The following is a 16,313-nucleotide window of genomic DNA, read 5'->3' as shown; positions in this document are numbered from 1 at the left end:
CTGCGCGCGCTACGCCTCCGGCACGATCTTGCCGGGGTTGAAGATGTTTTGCGGATCGAGTGCCTTTTTCAGCGCACGCATCGCATCGATTGCTTCAGGGCCGAGTTCCGCCTTGAGATATTTCTGCTTGCCCTGGCCGATGCCGTGCTCGCCGGTGCAGGTTCCGTCCATCGCCTGCGCGCGCTCGACGAGGCGATGCATGAACTCCTCACCACGCGCCATCTCCGCAGCATCGTTGGTGTCACACACCAGCGAGCAGTGGAAATTGCCGTCGCCGACATGGCCGACGATCGGCGACAACAGGTTGAGTCGCTTGAGGTCTTCCTCGGTCTCGCTGACGCAATCTGCAAGCCGCGAGATCGGCACGCAGACGTCGGTTGCGACCACGCCGATGCTGTCGCCGGGCCGCAGCGCCTTGACGGACCAATAGGCGTCGTGCCGCGCCTGCCACAGTTTTGTGCGGTCCTCCGGCTTGGTGGTCCAGGAGAAATCGCCGCCGCCGCAATCCTTAGCGATCTCGCCGAACGCCTTCGACTGCGCATCGACTTCGATCTCGCTGCCGTGGAATTCCATCAGCAGCAGCGGCGTCTCCGGCAACGTCAGCTTCGAATAGGAATTGCAGGCCTTCACCTGCGCGGCGTTGAGCAACTCGATGCGCGCCACGGGAATGCCGGTCTGGATCGCCAGGATCACGGCCTGACACGCCCCATGCACGGTCTCGAACGACACCGCCGCCGCCGCGATCGTCTCGGGAATGCCGCGGAGCCGAATGGTCAGCTCCGAGATGATGCCGAGCGTACCTTCGGCGCCGACGAACAGATGCGTCAGGTCGTAGCCGGCGGATGATTTTTTCGCGCGCGTACCTGTGGTGATGATCTCACCGTCGCCGCGCACGACTTTCAGCGCCAGCACGCTGTCGCGCATGGTGCCGTAGCGCACCGCGTTGGTGCCGGAGGCGCGCGTCGAGGCCATGCCGCCGAGCGAGGCATCTGCGCCGGGATCGATCGGGAAGAACAAGCCCTGGTCGCGCAGATGTTCGTTGAGCGCCTTGCGGGTGACGCCGGGCTGGATCACGCAGTCGAGGTCCTCGGCATGCACCGCGAGCACCTTGTTCATGTCCCGCAAATCGATCGAGATGCCGCCGGCGGGCGCGTTGACCTGGCCCTCGAGCGAGGTGCCGGTGCCGAAGGGAATGACGGGCACGCCATTTTTGGCGCAGATCCGTACCACGTCCTGGATGTCGGCGGTCTCCTGCGCCATCACCACGCCATCCGGCGGCTGGTTGACGATCCATGTCGTGGTATGGCCGTGCTGCTCGCGGACGGCCTGCGAGGTGATGAGGCGGTTGCCGAAGCGTGCCGCAAGCTGCTCCAGCGCGCTGGCGAGGGCTTTCGGCGCCGGCCGCGGCGGATTATTGGTGATGGTCGTACCCACGGATAGTCCTCCCGACACAGGAAACCGTGGCAAAGGACATCTCACCGGTCAAGTCAAGCGACCGGACGCATAGCCAGGGACTGAGTCATGCCGGAGAGTGCCGCCACCGCCCCTACGCCTGAGCCGTTCCGCTCCTCGATCATGCAGATCGAGCCGCAATGGATCGACTACAACGGCCATCTCAACATGGCCTATTACAACGTGATGTTCGACCGGGCGATCGACGAGTTCTGGCTCGAACTCGGCATCGGTCCCACTTACAAGAAGGAACGCCACGGCTCGACCTTCACGGCCGAATGCCATGTGCGGTATTTGCGTGAGATCCACCTTTGCGATCCCGTGCAGATTTTGGTGTGGCTGCTGGAGGCCGACGACAAGCGGTTGCACACATTCGAAGAGCTGCGGCACGCGACCGAAGGCTGGCTGTCGGCCTCTTCGGAGAACATGTCGCTGCACATGGACATGAACGCGCGGCGCGTTGCACCGTTTCCGTCCGATATCCAGCAGCGCATCGCAGGGGTCGCCAAGACCCACAGCGCCTTGGGCCGGCCCGAGGGCATCGGTCGAAGCGTGGCGATGCCCTCGAAGCGGTAAGTGGCTAGATCCTGCGGCCGCGGGCCAGGCCGACCACGGCCGAGACTAGGAACAGGACGATCGCGACGAAGAAGATGATCTTGGCGATTTCGATCGACGCGCCGGCGAGGCCGCCGAAGCCCAAGATGGCAGCGATCAGTGCGATAACCAGAAATGTCACAACCCAGCTCAGCATGGCCTTAACCTCTGTTTTGATGTCTGTCTGCGATCGGCGCGGCTGGCGCGCCTCACTTGCAGAAACAATCTCCAGCTCGGAACATTGGTTCCGGCCCGCCGGAGCTAGAAATTCGCCCTTCACGCAGGAACAAAATCAGCCCGCCGCGCACGTGGAAAACCCGTCCCGGCCGCCCCATATAGGCAGCAATCCCTGTTATGAAGGCTCCCTTCCACCACCCCGCGGTGCCATCGTGGGGCCAATGATTCGCATGACCGAGCCGAGCAAGATCAACTCCTCCCAGAACGTCCCCGACCACCAGCCCGCGGCCGGCGGCATCGCCGCGCGCGCGCGCGCCTCCGTGGGTCCGAAATATCTGACCGGGCTCAATCCCGAGCAGCGCGACGCCGTGGAGACGCTGGACGGCCCGGTTCTGGTGCTGGCCGGCGCCGGCACCGGGAAGACCCGCGTGCTGACCACCCGCATCGCCCATATCCTGAGCCAGGGCCGCGCCCGCCCCGCCGAGATCCTGTCGGTGACCTTCACCAACAAGGCCGCACGCGAGATGAAGCACCGGCTCGGCCAGATGCTGGGCCAGGCCGTCGAGGGCATGCCGTGGCTCGGCACCTTCCACTCCATCGGCGGCCGCATTTTGCGGACCCATGCAGAGCTGGCGCAGCTCAAGTCGAATTTCACCGTGCTCGATACCGACGACCAGGTGCGGCTGCTGAAGCAGCTTCTGCAAGCCGACAACATCGACGACAAGCGCTGGCCGGCGCGCATGCTGGCCGGGCTGATCGACGGTTGGAAGAATCGCGGCCTGACGCCGTCGCAGGTGCCGCCGGGCGAAGCCGCCGTCTTCGCCAACGGCAAGGGCGGCAAGCTCTATGCGAGCTACCAGGAGCGGCTGAAGATCCTGAACGCCGCCGATTTCGGCGACCTGCTGCTCGAAGACATCCGCATCTTCCGCGAGCACCCGGATATTCTCCGGCAGTACCAGCAGCGCTTCAAGTTCATCTTGGTCGACGAATACCAGGACACCAACGTTGCGCAGTATCTCTGGCTGCGGCTGCTGTCGCAGGCGCCGTCGAAACCTGCCGCACAAGCCGCCATTCCAGAGCGCGTCGAAGACTCGAACCCCGATTCTCCAAGTGAATCCGACAATACACATCGTCCCGAAATGACGGAGCGCGCGGCGATTGCAGCTGCTTCGGCGGGCCCCACCAAAAACATCTGCTGCGTCGGCGACGACGATCAGTCGATCTATGGCTGGCGCGGCGCCGAGGTCGACAACATCCTGCGCTTCGACCACGATTTTCCCGGCGCAAAAGTCATCCGCCTCGAGCGCAACTACCGTTCGACCGGTCACATCCTCGCCGCCGCCTCGCACCTGATCGCGCATAACGAAGGCCGGCTCGGCAAGACGCTGCGCACCGAGGACCAGGACGGCGAGAAGGTCACGGTGACGGGCTCGTGGGATTCGGAAGAGGAAGCCCGCGGCATCGGCGAGGAGATCGAGCAGATCCAGCGCCAGGGCGAGAAGCTCAACGAGGTCGCCATTCTCGTGCGCGCCTCGTACCAGATGCGCGAGTTCGAAGACCGTTTCGTCACGCTCGGCCTGCCCTATCGCGTCATCGGCGGTCCGCGTTTCTACGAGCGCGCCGAAATCCGCGATGCGCTGGCTTATCTGCGCGTCATCAACTCGCCGGCCGACGACCTCGCCTTCGAGCGCATCGTCAACGTGCCCAAGCGCGGGCTTGGCGATGCCACCGTGCAGATGCTGCACGACCACGCCCGCAAGCGCCGCATCCCGCTGTTCGAGGCGGCGCGTGCCGTGGTCGAGACCGACGAGCTGAAGCCGAAGGCGCGCGGGTCCTTGCGCGACGTCGTCACCCAGTTCGACCGCTGGCGCGCCCAGCGCGAGGTCACTGCGCACACGGACCTCGCCCAGATCGTGCTCGACGAGAGCGGCTATACCGAGATGTGGCAGAAGGACCGTTCGGCGGATGCCGCGGGCCGGCTGGAGAATTTGAAAGAGCTGGTGCGCTCGATGGAGGAGTTCGAGAACCTGCAAGGGTTTTTGGAGCACATCTCCCTGGTGATGGACCGCGACAGCGGCGCCGACGAAGACGCGGTGTCGCTGATGACCCTGCACTCTGCCAAGGGTCTCGAATTCGACAACGTGTTCCTGCCCGGCTGGGAGGAAGGCCTGTTCCCGAGCCAACGCACGCTGGACGAGCAGGGCCGCGCCGGGCTCGAGGAAGAGCGCCGGCTCGGCCATGTCGGCCTCACGCGCGCGAGGCGGCGCGCGAAAATCTATTTCGCGACCAACCGCCGGATCCATGGCACCTGGTCGACCACAATCCCGTCGCGCTTCCTCGACGAATTGCCGGCGGCCAATGTCGAGATCACGGAATCCAAGGGCGGCTCGGCCTGGGGCGGCACCGGCGGCTACGGCGCCTCGCGCTTCGACGACATGGAGGCGTTCGGCTCGACCTATTCGACGCCCGGCTGGCAGCGCGCCCAGGCCAACCGCAACCGGGGCCAAGCGAATGGACAAGGCCGCAATGGCGGCGGTGGGCGTGGCGGCTTCGAGGAAGAGGCCTCGAATTTCTCGTCCACTTCGTCATCCGGACCCGATTTCGGCAGCTTCTCATCGCGCCGCCGCGGGCCGATGACGATCGAAGGCGAGTTGGTCGCCAAATCGACCGGCACGACATCCGAGTTTTCGCTCTCCGACCGCGTCTTCCACCAGAAATTCGGCTACGGCCGCGTCACCAAGATCGACGGTAACAAGCTCACCATCGCCTTCGACAAGGCCGGCGAGAAGAAGGTCGTGGACAGCTTTGTGCAGCGGGCGTGAGGCCGACATGCCTCACTACGTTGCCATCATCGAAGACGCAGGCGAGGACGACGTTAGCATGTGGTTTCCGGACCTGCCCGGCTGCATCTCCGGCGGCGACGACGTCGAGGAGGCCATGGAGAGTGCGTCCGAGGCGATCGCGTTCTATGCGCAGGAGCTGACCGAGGACGGACGCGAGCTTCCCCCGCCGCGGACCCTGGACGAGCTCAAGGCCGATCCCGAATTTGCCGACGACATCAGGAACCACACGACCGTCCTGATCGAGTTTCCTCCCCCCGCCGACGCCGCGGAGTGAGGACTGTTCGCCGCACTGGCCGGACTCTCGGCAGATCTCGCCCGAACAGCCCTTGACCACCGCGAACTTCCCCGTATCAGATGCAACCATGGTCCGGGGCTTCGTCACATTCGTCGTGCTTGCATTGGGGATGCCGTCGCTCGCGATGGCGGAGACCATGAGCTTTGGCGATTCGATCGGGCTGCTGGCGAAAAGTTGCGGTGCGGAAATCGTCGCCAATTGCCGCGGCGTCAATCCAGATTCCACCCGCCTGAAGGAGTGCCTGTCCCGCAACCGGGACGTGCTCTCCCAGCAGTGCCAGAGCGACTACCTCACCGTGTTCGACGCCATCCAGAAGCGCGTCGCCGCCCGCGTCACGGTCGCGAACGCCTGTCAGCGCGAGATCGTCAAGGTCTGCGGCGGCTCGACCAAGGAGACCAGCAAGTCGATCCCCTGCCTGGTCTCGACGCCCAAAGGCATCAGCAACAACTGCCTGAAGGCCGTCGACGACGCGGGGTATCGATGATGCGCGCAACCGGGCATGTCGCCGCCGAAATCGGTTTCGCATTGGGCCTCGCTCTGCTCGCGGGCGCGGCCGGCGCGCAGACGGCGCCGACCCGCGACGACATCGTCGGCAAGCTCAATCATTTCGAGGAGGCCCCCGAGGTCGACCTGCCCGCGCTGAAGCAGCAGGTGATGGAACGGGCCAAGGCCAGGATCAAGAACGATCCGGGTCCGGTGAACCGGCCGCTGATCGTGCCTGATCTGGCCAAGCTGCCCGCCTTCAACGCCCAGATCCAGTTCGACGCCGACACGCCGATCATCCAGCCGGACTCCTACCAGACCGTCGGCCGGATCGCCGACGCAATGGTTCACGCCTCGCTGCTGCCCTACACGTTCCTGATCGTCGGCCATGTCGAGTCCAATCAGAAAACGCGGGAAGCCAACGCGATCCTGAGCCAGCGCCGGGCGGACGCGATCCGTGACGTGCTGGTGAACACGTTCAAGATTTCGACCAAGCGGCTGCAGCCGATCGGCCTCGGCGAGGAGCAGTTCCTCGACCGCGCCAAGCCGACCTCGGCCGTCAACGGCCAGTTGCAAATCCTGACCTTTGCCAAAGTGCCCGATGAAGCGCCTGCGCATCCCGCAGCAGCCCCTGCGCCTGCGGCGAAAAAGCCCGCCAAGAAGCATTGAGCGCATGCGCCGCGCACCGCGCGGAACCCGTTGAACTTCTGACTGTTTTGTGACCTGTCTCACAGCGCGACAGCATGGTCCTGCGCGACAATAGCGCCGGTTTGTGCACTGCCCTGTCCGGTGCTATAGGCTGTTTTCGCCCTTCCCCGACCCCGTGCCGCACGAGACCGAGATGGCTGGCTATTTTCAACGCCAACTGGCCGATTATGTCGAATACCATCGCGATCCCTGGAATTGCGCGATGCATGTGGTCGGCATTCTCCTGCTCTTCACCGGCGCGACGCTGCCGCTGACGCTGGTCCATTTCTCCGTGTTCGGGGTCGAGGTCAGCCTGGCGGTGATTTTGGCCCTGCCCGTGCTGGCATACTGGCTGATGCTGGACGCCGGGGTCGGGCTCGGCATCCTCGTGTCGATGATCGTGCTGCTTTCGGTCGCAACCGCGATCGGCAATCAGGTCTCATTTGCCATGATGTGGTCGATTTTTGCGGTGCTGATCGTGCTCGGCGTCGCATCGCAGATCGTCGGCCACAGGGTGTTTGAGGAGCGGCAGCCATCGATGGTCGACCACCCCACGCATTTTCTGCTTGGACCGATGTTCGTCATGGCAAAATTTTATATTGCACTGGGTTTTCGTCGCGACCTCGCCGCGATTCTCGCGCCTCTTCCGACCAACTCCCTTTCAACCCGATAGCTTTCTCGAAGCGGAACAGCAAAATCTACTTCATGACTCTCGTACTGGTTACCGGTGGCAGTGGTTTCATCGGACAGCATCTTGTCGAAGCGCTCCGCGCCCGTGGGCAGCGGGTACGTGTTCTTGATGTGCGGCCGCCGGCCGCCGCGAACGCGGACGTTGAATATGTGCACGGCTCGGTGCTGGACGATGCCGCGGTCGATGCTGCGCTGTCCGGGGTCGATCAGGTCTATCACCTCGCCGGCCTGCCCGGCATGTGGGTCGCCAACAAGCGGGACTTCCACGACGTCAATTTCCGCGGCACCGAGGTGGTGCTTGCGGCTGCGATGAAGCGCGGTGTGTCGCGCTTCCTGCACTGCTCGACGGAATCGATCCTGTTTCCTTATGCAAACCTCAACGGCGTTGCCGCCGAGGAGGCGCTGCAGCCGGCCGACGCGATGCCCGGCGCCTACACGCGGTCGAAGTCGCTCGCCGAGCACCACGCCGCGAAGGCCGCAGCCAGTGGCTTCCCGCTCGTGATCGGCACGCCGACCATGCCGATCGGCCCCGCCGACCACAATCTGACGCCGCCCACCGCGATGCTGTGGTACTTCCTGCAGAAGAAGGTGCAGCCGCATCTCGACTTCCTGGTCAATCTCGTCGACGTCCGTGACGTCGCGATGGGCCTGGTGCTGACGATGGAACGCGGCCGCATCGGCCAGCGCTACATCCTCGGCGGCGATTGCGTGCGGCTCGGCCAGATCCTGCGGATGATGTCGGCGATGAGCGGACGGCGGCAATATCCGGTCGTCGTTCCCGGCAAGATCGCCGAGCTCTCCGCCATCATGCTGGAATCGATCTCTGATCGCATCACACACCGTCCGCCTAACGGCACCGCCGAGGGCGTGCGCATCGCGCTTGCCGCGAGCGACCTTTCAATCGGCAAGGCCCGTGACGAGCTCGGCTATGCGCCGCGCCCGATCGAGCCGGTGCTGCGCGAAACCATCACCCATCTGCTCGCCCGCGGCGGCCAGGCCGCGTCCAATGCCATCGAGCATCACGCGCTGTCGTCGCGCGCAAGCTGATCTGCTCCCCAAAGCAAAGAACCTTTCCGCATGTCCTTTGATTTCAGCAAGCTTCTCTCTGTCGCCTGGGGCGGCTGGACCACGACCTGGCCGACCGAACTCCTGGCCCTGATCTGGCTCGCCTTTCTCGCCAGCTGGGTGGGCGCCTCGTTCTGGCAGGGGCGGACCAAGAAGCAGGTCATGACGCTGGAGTCGCAGCGCTATCGTCTGCCGATCCTGGTCGGCGGCATCTTGTACACGCCATGGATTGCGGAAGTCATGGGCTGGAAGCCGCTCTGGGTGCTCGGCAACATCGGCATCTCCATTGCCGCGGTTCTCTCGGTCGCCGGCATCGCCTTCGCCTGGTGGGGGCGACTGCATCTTGGAAAGTTTTGGTCCAACACCATCACCCACAAGGAAGACCACCGCGTCATCGACACCGGCCCGTACGGCATCGTGCGTCACCCGATCTACACCGGGTTGATCTTCGGCATGCTCGTCACCGGCATTGCGATCGGCACAGTGACAACGATCCTCGGCGCGATCCTGATCTCGCTCGGCATGTGGCAGAAGGGCCGGATGGAAGAGGTGTTTTTGTCGAAGGAGCTCGGCGAAGATGCCTACGGCGCCTATTGCCGCCGGGTCCCGATGATCATCCCGTTCCTGTCGCCGCGGTAAGGGCGGAACCGCCCTTCCCCAAGCCAGTTACTCCTCGACGCATGCAACGACCGCAGAGCATCGAGCCATGTCGGACGCTTACGATTATTTTCGCGCGCACGCGATTGCGGCTGTCCGCAAGGCGCGGGCGCTGCCGCCCGGGCGGCCGAAACTGAAGCAGCGCACGGTCGCGCGCGTCTATCATCTCCTCTCCAAGGAGGCCGCGCTCGCGCCGAACGTCCATCACCTCGACGATTTTCGCAGCGCGCGACGGCTGGAGCGCTAGGTCGGCCGCTGATCCTCTCCCCCATGCAAATTCGATCGGCAGCCATTCCACGGGAATAGACCTCCGCGGGGTTCCGGCCCGGTTGACCTTTTGACCGCCACCCAGTTGGATGCGCGCGCAAAACGGCACGACGACGTTTGATCGTGGATCTGGAGAGGTCGACGATCCGGCAGGAACTAGGTCTTGGGCCCGCGCGGGGCTTTGGACGATCCGTCGTTGGACAGTGCCGCAGGATTCGACAGGGGATTTTCATGACATTTTCCAGCATCTTTGCGCAGTTCGTCGCGTTCGTGGGCGGCATCGCGCTGCAATGGCGAAAGCTGTCGGGCACCACACCCGCGCCGGCCTGGGGTCAGGCGCCGTCGATTCCCGAAGCGAAGCCGCAAGGCGCGCTGCCGACGCTGAAGATGCCGACGGCCCGCGGCTGGAGCGAGGGACAGAAGCCGACGGCCGCCCCCGGGCTGAAGGTCAACGCATTCGCGACCGGCCTCGACCATCCGCGCTGGATCGAGGTGCTGCCCAATGGTGACGTGCTGATCGCGGAATCAACGCAGATCGCGGGCGCCCCCAGGTCGGTGTTTCACTATGCCATGCAGGCGACGATGCGGCGCGCCGCGGCGCTCGGCGAGTCCGCCAACCGCATCACGCTGCTTCGCGACAAGGACGGCGACGGTGTCGCGGAAGTCCGCGGCGCCTTCATGGAGAACCTCAGCCAGCCGTTCGGCATGGCGTTGGTCGGCGAGACCTTCTATGTCGGCAACACCGACGGCGTGATGGCCTTTCCTTACGTCGCCAACGCCGATCGCATCACTGCGCCGGGCAAGCGGCTCACCACCTTCAAGCCGAGCGGCCACTGGACGCGCAGCCTGCTCGCCAGCCCCGACGGCAAGAAGCTCTATGCCGGCGTCGGCTCGCTCAGCAACATCGCCGAGATGGGCATGGAGGTCGAGGAAGGCCGCGCCGCGGTTTATGAGCTCGACCTCGCCGCCGGCACGCATCGCATTTTTGGTGCAGGCCTGCGCAATCCCGTGGGCCTGGCCTGGGAGCCAACTACGAGTGTGCTCTGGACTGTCGTCAACGAGCGCGACGGTCTCGGCGACGAGACGCCGCCGGACTATCTGACCTCGGTGCGCGACGGCGGCTTCTACGGCTGGCCCTATTGCTACTGGGGCAAGACGGTGGACGACCGCGTGCCGCAGGATGCCGCGATGGTCGCCAAGGCGCTTCAACCCGACTACGCGCTCGGTGGCCACACCGCTTCGCTCGGCCTGTGCTGGATGCCTGCCGGCACCCTGCCTGGTTTCCCTGATGGCATGGTGATCGGCCAGCACGGCTCGTGGAATCGCAGCACGCTGTCCGGTTATAAACTGGTGTTCATCCCGTTCGAGAACGGAAAGCCCTCCGGCCCCGGTCGCGACATCCTGTCGGGCTTCCTGTCCCCGGACGAGAAGGAATCCTACGGCCGCCCGGTTGGTGTCGTGATCGGCCCGGACAAGAAGTCGCTGCTGATGGCCGACGACGTCGGCAACGTGATCTGGCGCGTCACCGGCGCGTAAAAATCACGTTCCAACGCAAAGCGTGGCGCGCTGCTTGCGCAGCAGCGCGATCACGGACAGCGCGGTGATCATCCCGGTCTTGGGGTTTTCGGACGGGATGTTCTCGATACCCATCGAGAACCGCGCCGAATCCGCCTCGACCTCGATGCGATGAACATTGCGCGTCACGGTGGGGTCGGCCCAAACCTGCATCTGGGTGCGATCGGGCCCGATGCCCGCCAGCGACAGCGCAACGGCGACATTGACGTTCGCCGGAAAGCCTTTCGCCGCATCGCGCGCGCTGCCCTCGAACAACTTGAGCGGCTCGCGCAGATTGTCGATGTCGATGTTGTTCTGAACGATGAACGGCGCGCCCTTCAGCCCGTCGATCGGCTTGCGCGTGACCATCTTCACCGAATGAATGGTGCCGACCGCAGCCGCGTTGACCGCATCGAGCCCGATCAGCGCGCCGGTCGGCACAAGGATGCGACCACCATTGGCGCGCGCGAGATCGATCAGATCGTAATTGTCGAGCAGACCGCCGACGCTGACGACGACCGCGGATCTGCCGCGCTTCACCGCGGGTTCGACGATCGCGCGCAGCTGGCTGCTCGGGGCGCATTCGACCACGATATCGGCGGCGTCGCCGAGCTGGTCGATCGGCAAAACTTTCGGCGGGCGGCGCAGGCTGGTCAGGAAGCTCTGGTGTTTCGCGGGATCGCGTACGGCCACGGCGGACAACGCCAGACCCTCGATGCCCTGATCAAGCGCGGTCGCAATCTTGCTGCCGATGGAGCCCAACCCCGCAATGGCCACCCGCAATTCGTTCGAAGCTTTCTGTTCAGTCATCGCAATCTACCTTCTCGCCAAGCCCAAGTCATAGCCGCTCACGCTTCCCGCGCATAGCTGCGCAGGCGCGCCTCCAGCACCGCCAGCATCGCATCGCGGGCCGGATCGCGCGAGCCGCGCAACCAGGCCGCTGCCAGCGGCAGCCGGCCGACAGGGCCGTTCTGCTTCGGACGGAGCGGCACGAAGCGCACCCCCGTCACCGCCATCCGCGTGGTCCAGCGCGGCACGATCGCAACGCCAAGCTTCGTTGCCACCAGATGGATGATGGTCTGCTTCTCGTCGGCGACCTGCACGATGCGCGGCGTCAAGCCGGCCTGCTCGAACAGCTTTATCGTGAGGTCGTGGCTATGCGGCCGCGAGCGGCGGTCCGGCACCAGCATCGGCTCGTCGGCGATGTCAGCCAGCGTGATCGACTTGCGCCCGGCGAGCGCGTGGCGCTGCGGAAAGGCTACGATTGCGGTCTCCTGAAGCAGGGGACGGAATTCCAACCGCTTGTCCGCCCGGTCGGGCGGACGGACAAAGGCCAGATCGAGCGCGCCGGTCAGGATCTTCGGCAACAGCCGGACGGTCTTGTCCTCGAGGAGCTGCACCGCGACCTCGGGATGTCCGGCGCGGAAGTCGCGCAGCAGAGGCGGCAGCAACCCCGCCGCGGCGCTGTCGATGGCACCGACCCGCAACCGCCGCGCAGCGCCCGCGCGCGAGCGGTTGCGCAGATTGCTCTCCACGGCCTCGACCCGGGCGAGGATAGCGCGGGCGTCGCGCAGCAGCGTCGTGCCGTCCTCGGTGAGCGAGACGGCGCGGGTCGTGCGCGCGAACAGCCGCGTTCCCAGATCCTCTTCCAAGAGCCTGATCTGGCGCCCGAGCGCGGATGGCAGCATCTGGAGATGCTGCGCGGCGCGACCAAAATGCAACTGCTCGGCCGCCGCCACGAAGCATCGGAGCTGATGCAATTCCATCCCGGATCCTCTCGTCTCGCCCAAGAGGATTATATCATTTTTTTGTATAAACCAGCGCCAATTGAGTCCATCTGCCGCCCACGCCTAGGCTAGCTGCCACATAACCAAAGCCGGAACTTGCAAAACCGGAACTTGAGGGAGGCGAGAGTGGCGAGCGAGATTCAGACGCGTGTGCTGCGCAAGATCACCTGGCGCATCGTTCCCTTCATCATGCTGCTGTACTTCGTGGCCTTCATCGACCGCGTCAATATCGGCTTCGCTTCGCTGACGATGAACAAGGACATCGGCCTGTCGCCGACCGTCTACGGTTTTGGCGCCGGCATCTTCTTCTGGGGCTACTTTCTGTTCGAGGTGCCCTCCAACATCATTCTGCACAAGGTCGGCGCGCGGATCTGGATCGCGCGGGTGATGATCACCTGGGGCATGGTCTCGGCGGCGATGGCGTTCGTGCAAGGTGCGACCAGCTTCTACATCCTGCGCTTCCTGCTTGGTGTCGCCGAGGCCGGCTTCTTTCCCGGCATCATCCTCTATCTCTCCTACTGGTTCCCGGCACGCCAGCGCGCCGCGGTGACCGCATTGTTCATGGCGGCAGCACCACTCTCGACCGTGCTGGGCTCGCCGGTCTCCGGCGCGCTGCTGGAGATGGACGGACTATTCGGCTTCAAGGGCTGGCAATGGCTGTTCGTGCTGGAAGCGCTGCCGGCCCTGCTGCTCGGCTTCGTCGTGCTGGCCTTCCTGACCGATCGCCCGGAGAAGGCGAAATGGCTCGCCGATGACGAACGCCGCTGGCTGGTCGAGACCATGAATGAAGAGACCACCAGCAAGGCCGCGACCGCGAGCCACAGCATCTGGCGTGGGCTCGCCGATCCGCGCGTGCTGGCGCTGTCGCTGATCTATTTCGGCACCTCGGCCGGCCTCTATACACTCGGCGTCTGGGCGCCGCAGATCATCAAGCAGTTCGGCCTGTCTACGCTCCAGGTCGGCTTCCTCAATGCGCTGCCGGCCACGGCCGCCGTCGTCGCCATGGTGCTGTGGGCACGGCATTCGGATCGCACCGGCGAGCGCACCTGGCACGTCGTGCTCGCCTGCCTGATCGCAGCGGTCGGGCTTGCCTATGCCGGCCTGGCATCCGGCGTCGTCGCAGTCCTCGTAGCGCTGACGCTCGTCAATATCGGTATCTCTTCCGCAAAGCCGCCGCTCTGGAGCATGCCGACGCTATTCCTCTCCGGCCCTGCGGCCGCGGCCGGCATCGCCACCATCAATTCGATCGGCAATCTCGGCGGTTTCGTCGGTCCCGCCATGATCGGGTGGATCAAGGACCAGACCGGCAGCTTTGTCGGCGGTCTGTATTTCGTCAGCGGCCTGCTCGTTCTCTCCGCGGTCCTCACCCTGCTATTGTCGCGCGCGCAGACCGCACGCGTCGAACCCGTCACGCAAACTCATTGATATCTGAAACGGAGCACTCCCATGCGCACCCATTCGATTGCAGCGATCCCCGCCGACGGCATCGGCCCCGAGGTCATCTCGGCGGGCGTTCGCGTGCTGGAGGCACTTGCAAAACGCAGCGGCGACATCGCCTTCACCATCAAGACGTTCGACTGGGGTTCGGACTATTACAAGAAGCACGGCGTGATGATGCCGGCCGACGGCCTCGCTGAGCTGAAGAAGTTCGACGCCATCTATTTCGGCGCGGTCGGCGCGCCCGACGTGCCCGACCACATCACGCTGTGGGGCCTGCGCCTGCCGATCTGCCAGGGCTTTGACCAATACGCCAATGTGCGGCCGACCAAGATTTTGCCCGGCGTCGCCTCGCCGCTGCGCAATGTCGGCGTCGGCGATCTCGACTGGGTGATCGTGCGCGAGAATTCGGAAGGCGAATATGCCGGCATGGGCGGCCGCGCCCACAGGGGCTTGCCGGAAGAGGTCGGCACGGAAGTCGCGGTCTTCACCCGCGTCGGCGTCACCCGCATCATGCGCTATGCATTCCAACTGGCGCAGTCGCGTCCGCGCAAGTTCCTGACGGTCGTGACCAAGTCGAACGCGCAGCGCCACGGCATGGTGATGTGGGACGAGATCGCGGCTGAGGTCGCGACCGAATTCCCCGACGTGACCTGGGACAAGATGCTGGTCGACGCCATGACGGTGCGCATGACGCTGCATCCGAAGAGCCTCGACACCATCGTGGCGACCAACCTCCACGCCGACATCCTCTCCGATCTCGCCGGCGCGCTGGCCGGAAGCCTCGGCGTGGCGCCGACCGGCAACATCGATCCGCAGCGCCGCTTCCCCTCGATGTTCGAGCCGATCCACGGCTCGGCCTTCGACATCACCGGCAAAGGCATTGCCAACCCCGTCGCGACGTTCTGGACCGGCGTGCAGATGCTCGAGCATCTCGGCGAGAAGGATGCCGCCGCGCGGCTGATGGCGGCGGTGGAGAAAGTGTGTGCAGCCCGCGTGCTGACGCCTGATGTCGGCGGCAAGGCGACGACGAAGGAAGTAACGGACGCCGTGATCGACGCGATCCACAGCTCGAACGTGTAGTAGATTTGGCAACGGCAATGATGGTCTGCTCCCTCGCCCCGTTCTTACGGGGAGAGGGTTGGGGTGAGGGGCTGCCTCCTCAAATTCGGTAACAGTCGGACTCGCGGAGAGTCCCCCTCACCCGCCGCGCTTTCGCGCGTCGGCCTCTCCCCGCTGGCGGGGAGAGGCGAAGAGAGCCCCTACTTCCGCCCAGCCGGCGGAGACGGCGGCACCGCCATCGCGGCCGCGGCGTCCGGCGGCGTCAAATGCCGCGGGACGATGATGGACTGGCCCGGCGTGAGCGTCGCGTTCTCGGGCAGCGAGTTGCTCTGCGCGAGCGTCCAAAGCGGCACGCGATGGGCGGCTGCAATGCTCTCCATGGTGTCGCCGCGGCGCACCGGCAAACGCACGCCGCTATCCCACAATTCGACCAGCGTATCCCCGGGCACCAGATAGCGCAGCGGCACGGCGTCGCCCTGGCTCTGCGCCTGGATACGCGGCAACTGCGTCACCATGTCGACGATCTGGCGGTGAATGTCATCCGACTTCTCGATGTTGATGTGCGAGACGCGGCTGTTTTCCTTCAGATCGTAGCTCGCATAATGGCCACGGAAGCCCGGCACCGCGACCACATTGCCGCCGCCGAGCACGCTGTCGGAGAGAAAGATGTTGATGAAGCGCTCGACATTGAGCGGCACGTCATCGGTCGCATGCGCGGGATCGATCGTGATGACGAGGCTGATCGGGATGTTCTCCTTGGCCGCCATCTCGGAGATGATGACCGAGCACAGCCCACCCATGGAATGGCCGATCAGCACGATTGGCGCCGGCGATTCCTTGTAGCTTGAGATGGCGCGATCGCCGATCCACCGGCAGATGGTGAATTCGTTGACGTCGGCGGAGAAGCCGGCCTTGGTCAGCTTCTCGCTAAGCCGGTCCATGCCGGTCGAGAAGAATGGGCCCATGGCGCCGCGGAACAGGTAGATTTTCGGCGGCGGCAGCGGCTCGGCCGGCGGAGGTGGCGGCGCGACCGTCGGGATCGCAGCCGGCTTCGGCTTGGCGGGCGAAGCTGCAACCATACCGGGATTCAAGGCGAGCAGCGCAAGCGCCGCCAACACCACAAGTCGCCTTGGATCAATCATCAAGTCCTGCAGTCCCGCCACAGGAGGCAGAGGCCTCCACCGCGGCGCTTAGTGACCCCTGATTGGGTGGTTTTTGGGGCACGGAACCGCGGCTGTGGCGCCGATCAGCGGAGGCGCTCAT

General features: G+C 64.9%; 17 protein-coding genes. 12 read left to right on the top strand and 5 right to left on the bottom strand.

The window, feature by feature from the left end; translation table 11 throughout:
* Positions 1-9 precede the first annotated feature (9 nt).
* Positions 10-1,434: an FAD-binding oxidoreductase gene (locus tag FXB40_RS30475; RefSeq protein WP_148775807.1), complete on the bottom strand. Its 1,425-nt coding sequence runs from the start codon at positions 1,432-1,434 to the stop codon at positions 10-12.
* Between the two features lie 87 nt (positions 1,435-1,521).
* Between FXB40_RS30475 and FXB40_RS30470 the strand changes: the two genes are divergently transcribed.
* Positions 1,522-2,028 carry a thioesterase family protein gene (locus tag FXB40_RS30470; RefSeq protein ID WP_148775806.1) on the top strand — a complete coding sequence of 169 codons (507 nt, stop codon included), beginning with the start codon at positions 1,522-1,524 and terminating at the stop codon, positions 2,026-2,028.
* Between the two features lie 4 nt (positions 2,029-2,032).
* Here the strand turns inward: FXB40_RS30470 and FXB40_RS30465 are convergent, their stop codons facing one another.
* Positions 2,033-2,203 (bottom strand): DUF1328 domain-containing protein, encoded by a 171-nt coding sequence (locus FXB40_RS30465; protein ID WP_148775805.1) that lies wholly within the window; start codon positions 2,201-2,203, stop codon positions 2,033-2,035.
* A 241-nt stretch (positions 2,204-2,444) separates the two neighbouring features.
* Here FXB40_RS30465 and FXB40_RS30460 point away from each other — a divergent pair, with 241 nt between their 5' ends.
* From FXB40_RS30460 to FXB40_RS30425, 9 genes are all read left to right on the top strand, one after another.
* Entirely contained in the window at positions 2,445-5,045 is a 2,601-nt protein-coding gene (locus FXB40_RS30460; RefSeq protein WP_148775804.1) for an ATP-dependent helicase, read from the top strand.
* 7 nt (positions 5,046-5,052) lie between these two features.
* Positions 5,053-5,340, top strand: coding sequence for a type II toxin-antitoxin system HicB family antitoxin (locus tag FXB40_RS30455; protein WP_148775803.1), 288 nt, complete (start codon positions 5,053-5,055; stop codon positions 5,338-5,340).
* 88 nt (positions 5,341-5,428) lie between these two features.
* A complete protein-coding gene (locus tag FXB40_RS48225) occupies positions 5,429-5,845 on the top strand; it encodes a hypothetical protein (protein WP_187437256.1) in 417 nt (138 codons plus the stop codon).
* Complete coding sequence (locus FXB40_RS48220; RefSeq protein WP_187437255.1) at positions 5,845-6,513, top strand: OmpA family protein; 669 nt, start codon at positions 5,845-5,847, stop codon at positions 6,511-6,513. The genes FXB40_RS48225 and FXB40_RS48220 overlap by 1 nt, the downstream gene beginning before the upstream one ends.
* Before the next feature lie 172 nt (positions 6,514-6,685).
* Positions 6,686-7,204, top strand: coding sequence for an Mpo1 family 2-hydroxy fatty acid dioxygenase (locus FXB40_RS30445; protein WP_187437246.1), 519 nt, complete (start codon positions 6,686-6,688; stop codon positions 7,202-7,204).
* 32 nt (positions 7,205-7,236) lie between these two features.
* Entirely contained in the window at positions 7,237-8,268 is a 1,032-nt protein-coding gene (locus FXB40_RS30440) for an NAD-dependent epimerase/dehydratase family protein (RefSeq protein WP_148775800.1), read from the top strand.
* Between the two features lie 30 nt (positions 8,269-8,298).
* Entirely contained in the window at positions 8,299-8,925 is a 627-nt protein-coding gene (locus FXB40_RS30435; protein ID WP_148775799.1) for a methyltransferase family protein, read from the top strand.
* 67 nt (positions 8,926-8,992) lie between these two features.
* Complete coding sequence (locus FXB40_RS30430; RefSeq protein WP_148775798.1) at positions 8,993-9,190, top strand: hypothetical protein; 198 nt, start codon at positions 8,993-8,995, stop codon at positions 9,188-9,190.
* A gap of 251 nt (positions 9,191-9,441) precedes the next feature.
* The gene (locus FXB40_RS30425; protein ID WP_148775797.1) at positions 9,442-10,746 is read left to right on the top strand and encodes a PQQ-dependent sugar dehydrogenase; all 1,305 of its coding nucleotides are present in this window, start codon (positions 9,442-9,444) and stop codon (positions 10,744-10,746) included.
* A gap of 3 nt (positions 10,747-10,749) precedes the next feature.
* On the opposite strand, the gene FXB40_RS30420 is transcribed toward FXB40_RS30425, so the two are convergent.
* Both FXB40_RS30420 and FXB40_RS30415 read right to left on the bottom strand, forming a co-directional pair.
* Positions 10,750-11,574 (bottom strand): aspartate dehydrogenase, encoded by an 825-nt coding sequence (locus FXB40_RS30420; RefSeq protein ID WP_148775796.1) that lies wholly within the window; start codon positions 11,572-11,574, stop codon positions 10,750-10,752.
* A gap of 38 nt (positions 11,575-11,612) precedes the next feature.
* The gene (locus tag FXB40_RS30415) at positions 11,613-12,530 is read right to left on the bottom strand and encodes a LysR family transcriptional regulator (RefSeq protein ID WP_148775795.1); all 918 of its coding nucleotides are present in this window, start codon (positions 12,528-12,530) and stop codon (positions 11,613-11,615) included.
* A gap of 147 nt (positions 12,531-12,677) precedes the next feature.
* Between FXB40_RS30415 and FXB40_RS30410 the strand changes: the two genes are divergently transcribed.
* Both FXB40_RS30410 and FXB40_RS30405 read left to right on the top strand, forming a co-directional pair.
* Positions 12,678-13,976, top strand: coding sequence for an MFS transporter (locus FXB40_RS30410; RefSeq protein ID WP_148775794.1), 1,299 nt, complete (start codon positions 12,678-12,680; stop codon positions 13,974-13,976).
* Between the two features lie 21 nt (positions 13,977-13,997).
* The gene (locus FXB40_RS30405; RefSeq protein ID WP_148775793.1) at positions 13,998-15,071 is read left to right on the top strand and encodes a tartrate dehydrogenase; all 1,074 of its coding nucleotides are present in this window, start codon (positions 13,998-14,000) and stop codon (positions 15,069-15,071) included.
* A gap of 179 nt (positions 15,072-15,250) precedes the next feature.
* Here FXB40_RS30405 and FXB40_RS30400 read toward each other — a convergent pair whose 3' ends face one another.
* Entirely contained in the window at positions 15,251-16,192 is a 942-nt protein-coding gene (locus FXB40_RS30400; RefSeq protein WP_148775792.1) for a LysM peptidoglycan-binding domain-containing protein, read from the bottom strand.
* Positions 16,193-16,313: the final 121 nt, after the last annotated feature.

The organism is Bradyrhizobium rifense, assembly GCF_008123425.1.
GTDB lineage: Bacteria > Pseudomonadota > Alphaproteobacteria > Rhizobiales > Xanthobacteraceae > Bradyrhizobium > Bradyrhizobium rifense.
This window is presented reverse-complemented; position numbering and strand designations above follow the sequence as displayed.

Excerpts from the sequence above, each read along its gene's own strand:
- FXB40_RS30415 (WP_148775795.1), bottom strand. The coding sequence starts at position 12,530 with ATGGAATTGCATCAGCTCCGATGCTTCGTGGCGGCGGCCGAGCAGTTG.
- FXB40_RS30445 (WP_187437246.1), top strand. The coding sequence starts at position 6,686 with ATGGCTGGCTATTTTCAACGCCAACTGGCCGATTATGTCGAATACCAT.
- FXB40_RS30400 (WP_148775792.1), bottom strand. The coding sequence starts at position 16,192 with ATGATTGATCCAAGGCGACTTGTGGTGTTGGCGGCGCTTGCGCTGCTC.
- FXB40_RS30405 (WP_148775793.1), top strand. The coding sequence starts at position 13,998 with ATGCGCACCCATTCGATTGCAGCGATCCCCGCCGACGGCATCGGCCCC.
- FXB40_RS30465 (WP_148775805.1), bottom strand. The coding sequence starts at position 2,203 with ATGCTGAGCTGGGTTGTGACATTTCTGGTTATCGCACTGATCGCTGCC.
- FXB40_RS48225 (WP_187437256.1), top strand. The coding sequence starts at position 5,429 with ATGGTCCGGGGCTTCGTCACATTCGTCGTGCTTGCATTGGGGATGCCG.
- FXB40_RS30455 (WP_148775803.1), top strand. The coding sequence starts at position 5,053 with ATGCCTCACTACGTTGCCATCATCGAAGACGCAGGCGAGGACGACGTT.
- FXB40_RS30430 (WP_148775798.1), top strand. The coding sequence starts at position 8,993 with ATGTCGGACGCTTACGATTATTTTCGCGCGCACGCGATTGCGGCTGTC.
- FXB40_RS30435 (WP_148775799.1), top strand. The coding sequence starts at position 8,299 with ATGTCCTTTGATTTCAGCAAGCTTCTCTCTGTCGCCTGGGGCGGCTGG.
- FXB40_RS30440 (WP_148775800.1), top strand. The coding sequence starts at position 7,237 with ATGACTCTCGTACTGGTTACCGGTGGCAGTGGTTTCATCGGACAGCAT.
- FXB40_RS30460 (WP_148775804.1), top strand. The coding sequence starts at position 2,445 with ATGATTCGCATGACCGAGCCGAGCAAGATCAACTCCTCCCAGAACGTC.
- FXB40_RS48220 (WP_187437255.1), top strand. The coding sequence starts at position 5,845 with ATGCGCGCAACCGGGCATGTCGCCGCCGAAATCGGTTTCGCATTGGGC.
- FXB40_RS30470 (WP_148775806.1), top strand. The coding sequence starts at position 1,522 with ATGCCGGAGAGTGCCGCCACCGCCCCTACGCCTGAGCCGTTCCGCTCC.
- FXB40_RS30420 (WP_148775796.1), bottom strand. The coding sequence starts at position 11,574 with ATGACTGAACAGAAAGCTTCGAACGAATTGCGGGTGGCCATTGCGGGG.
- FXB40_RS30425 (WP_148775797.1), top strand. The coding sequence starts at position 9,442 with ATGACATTTTCCAGCATCTTTGCGCAGTTCGTCGCGTTCGTGGGCGGC.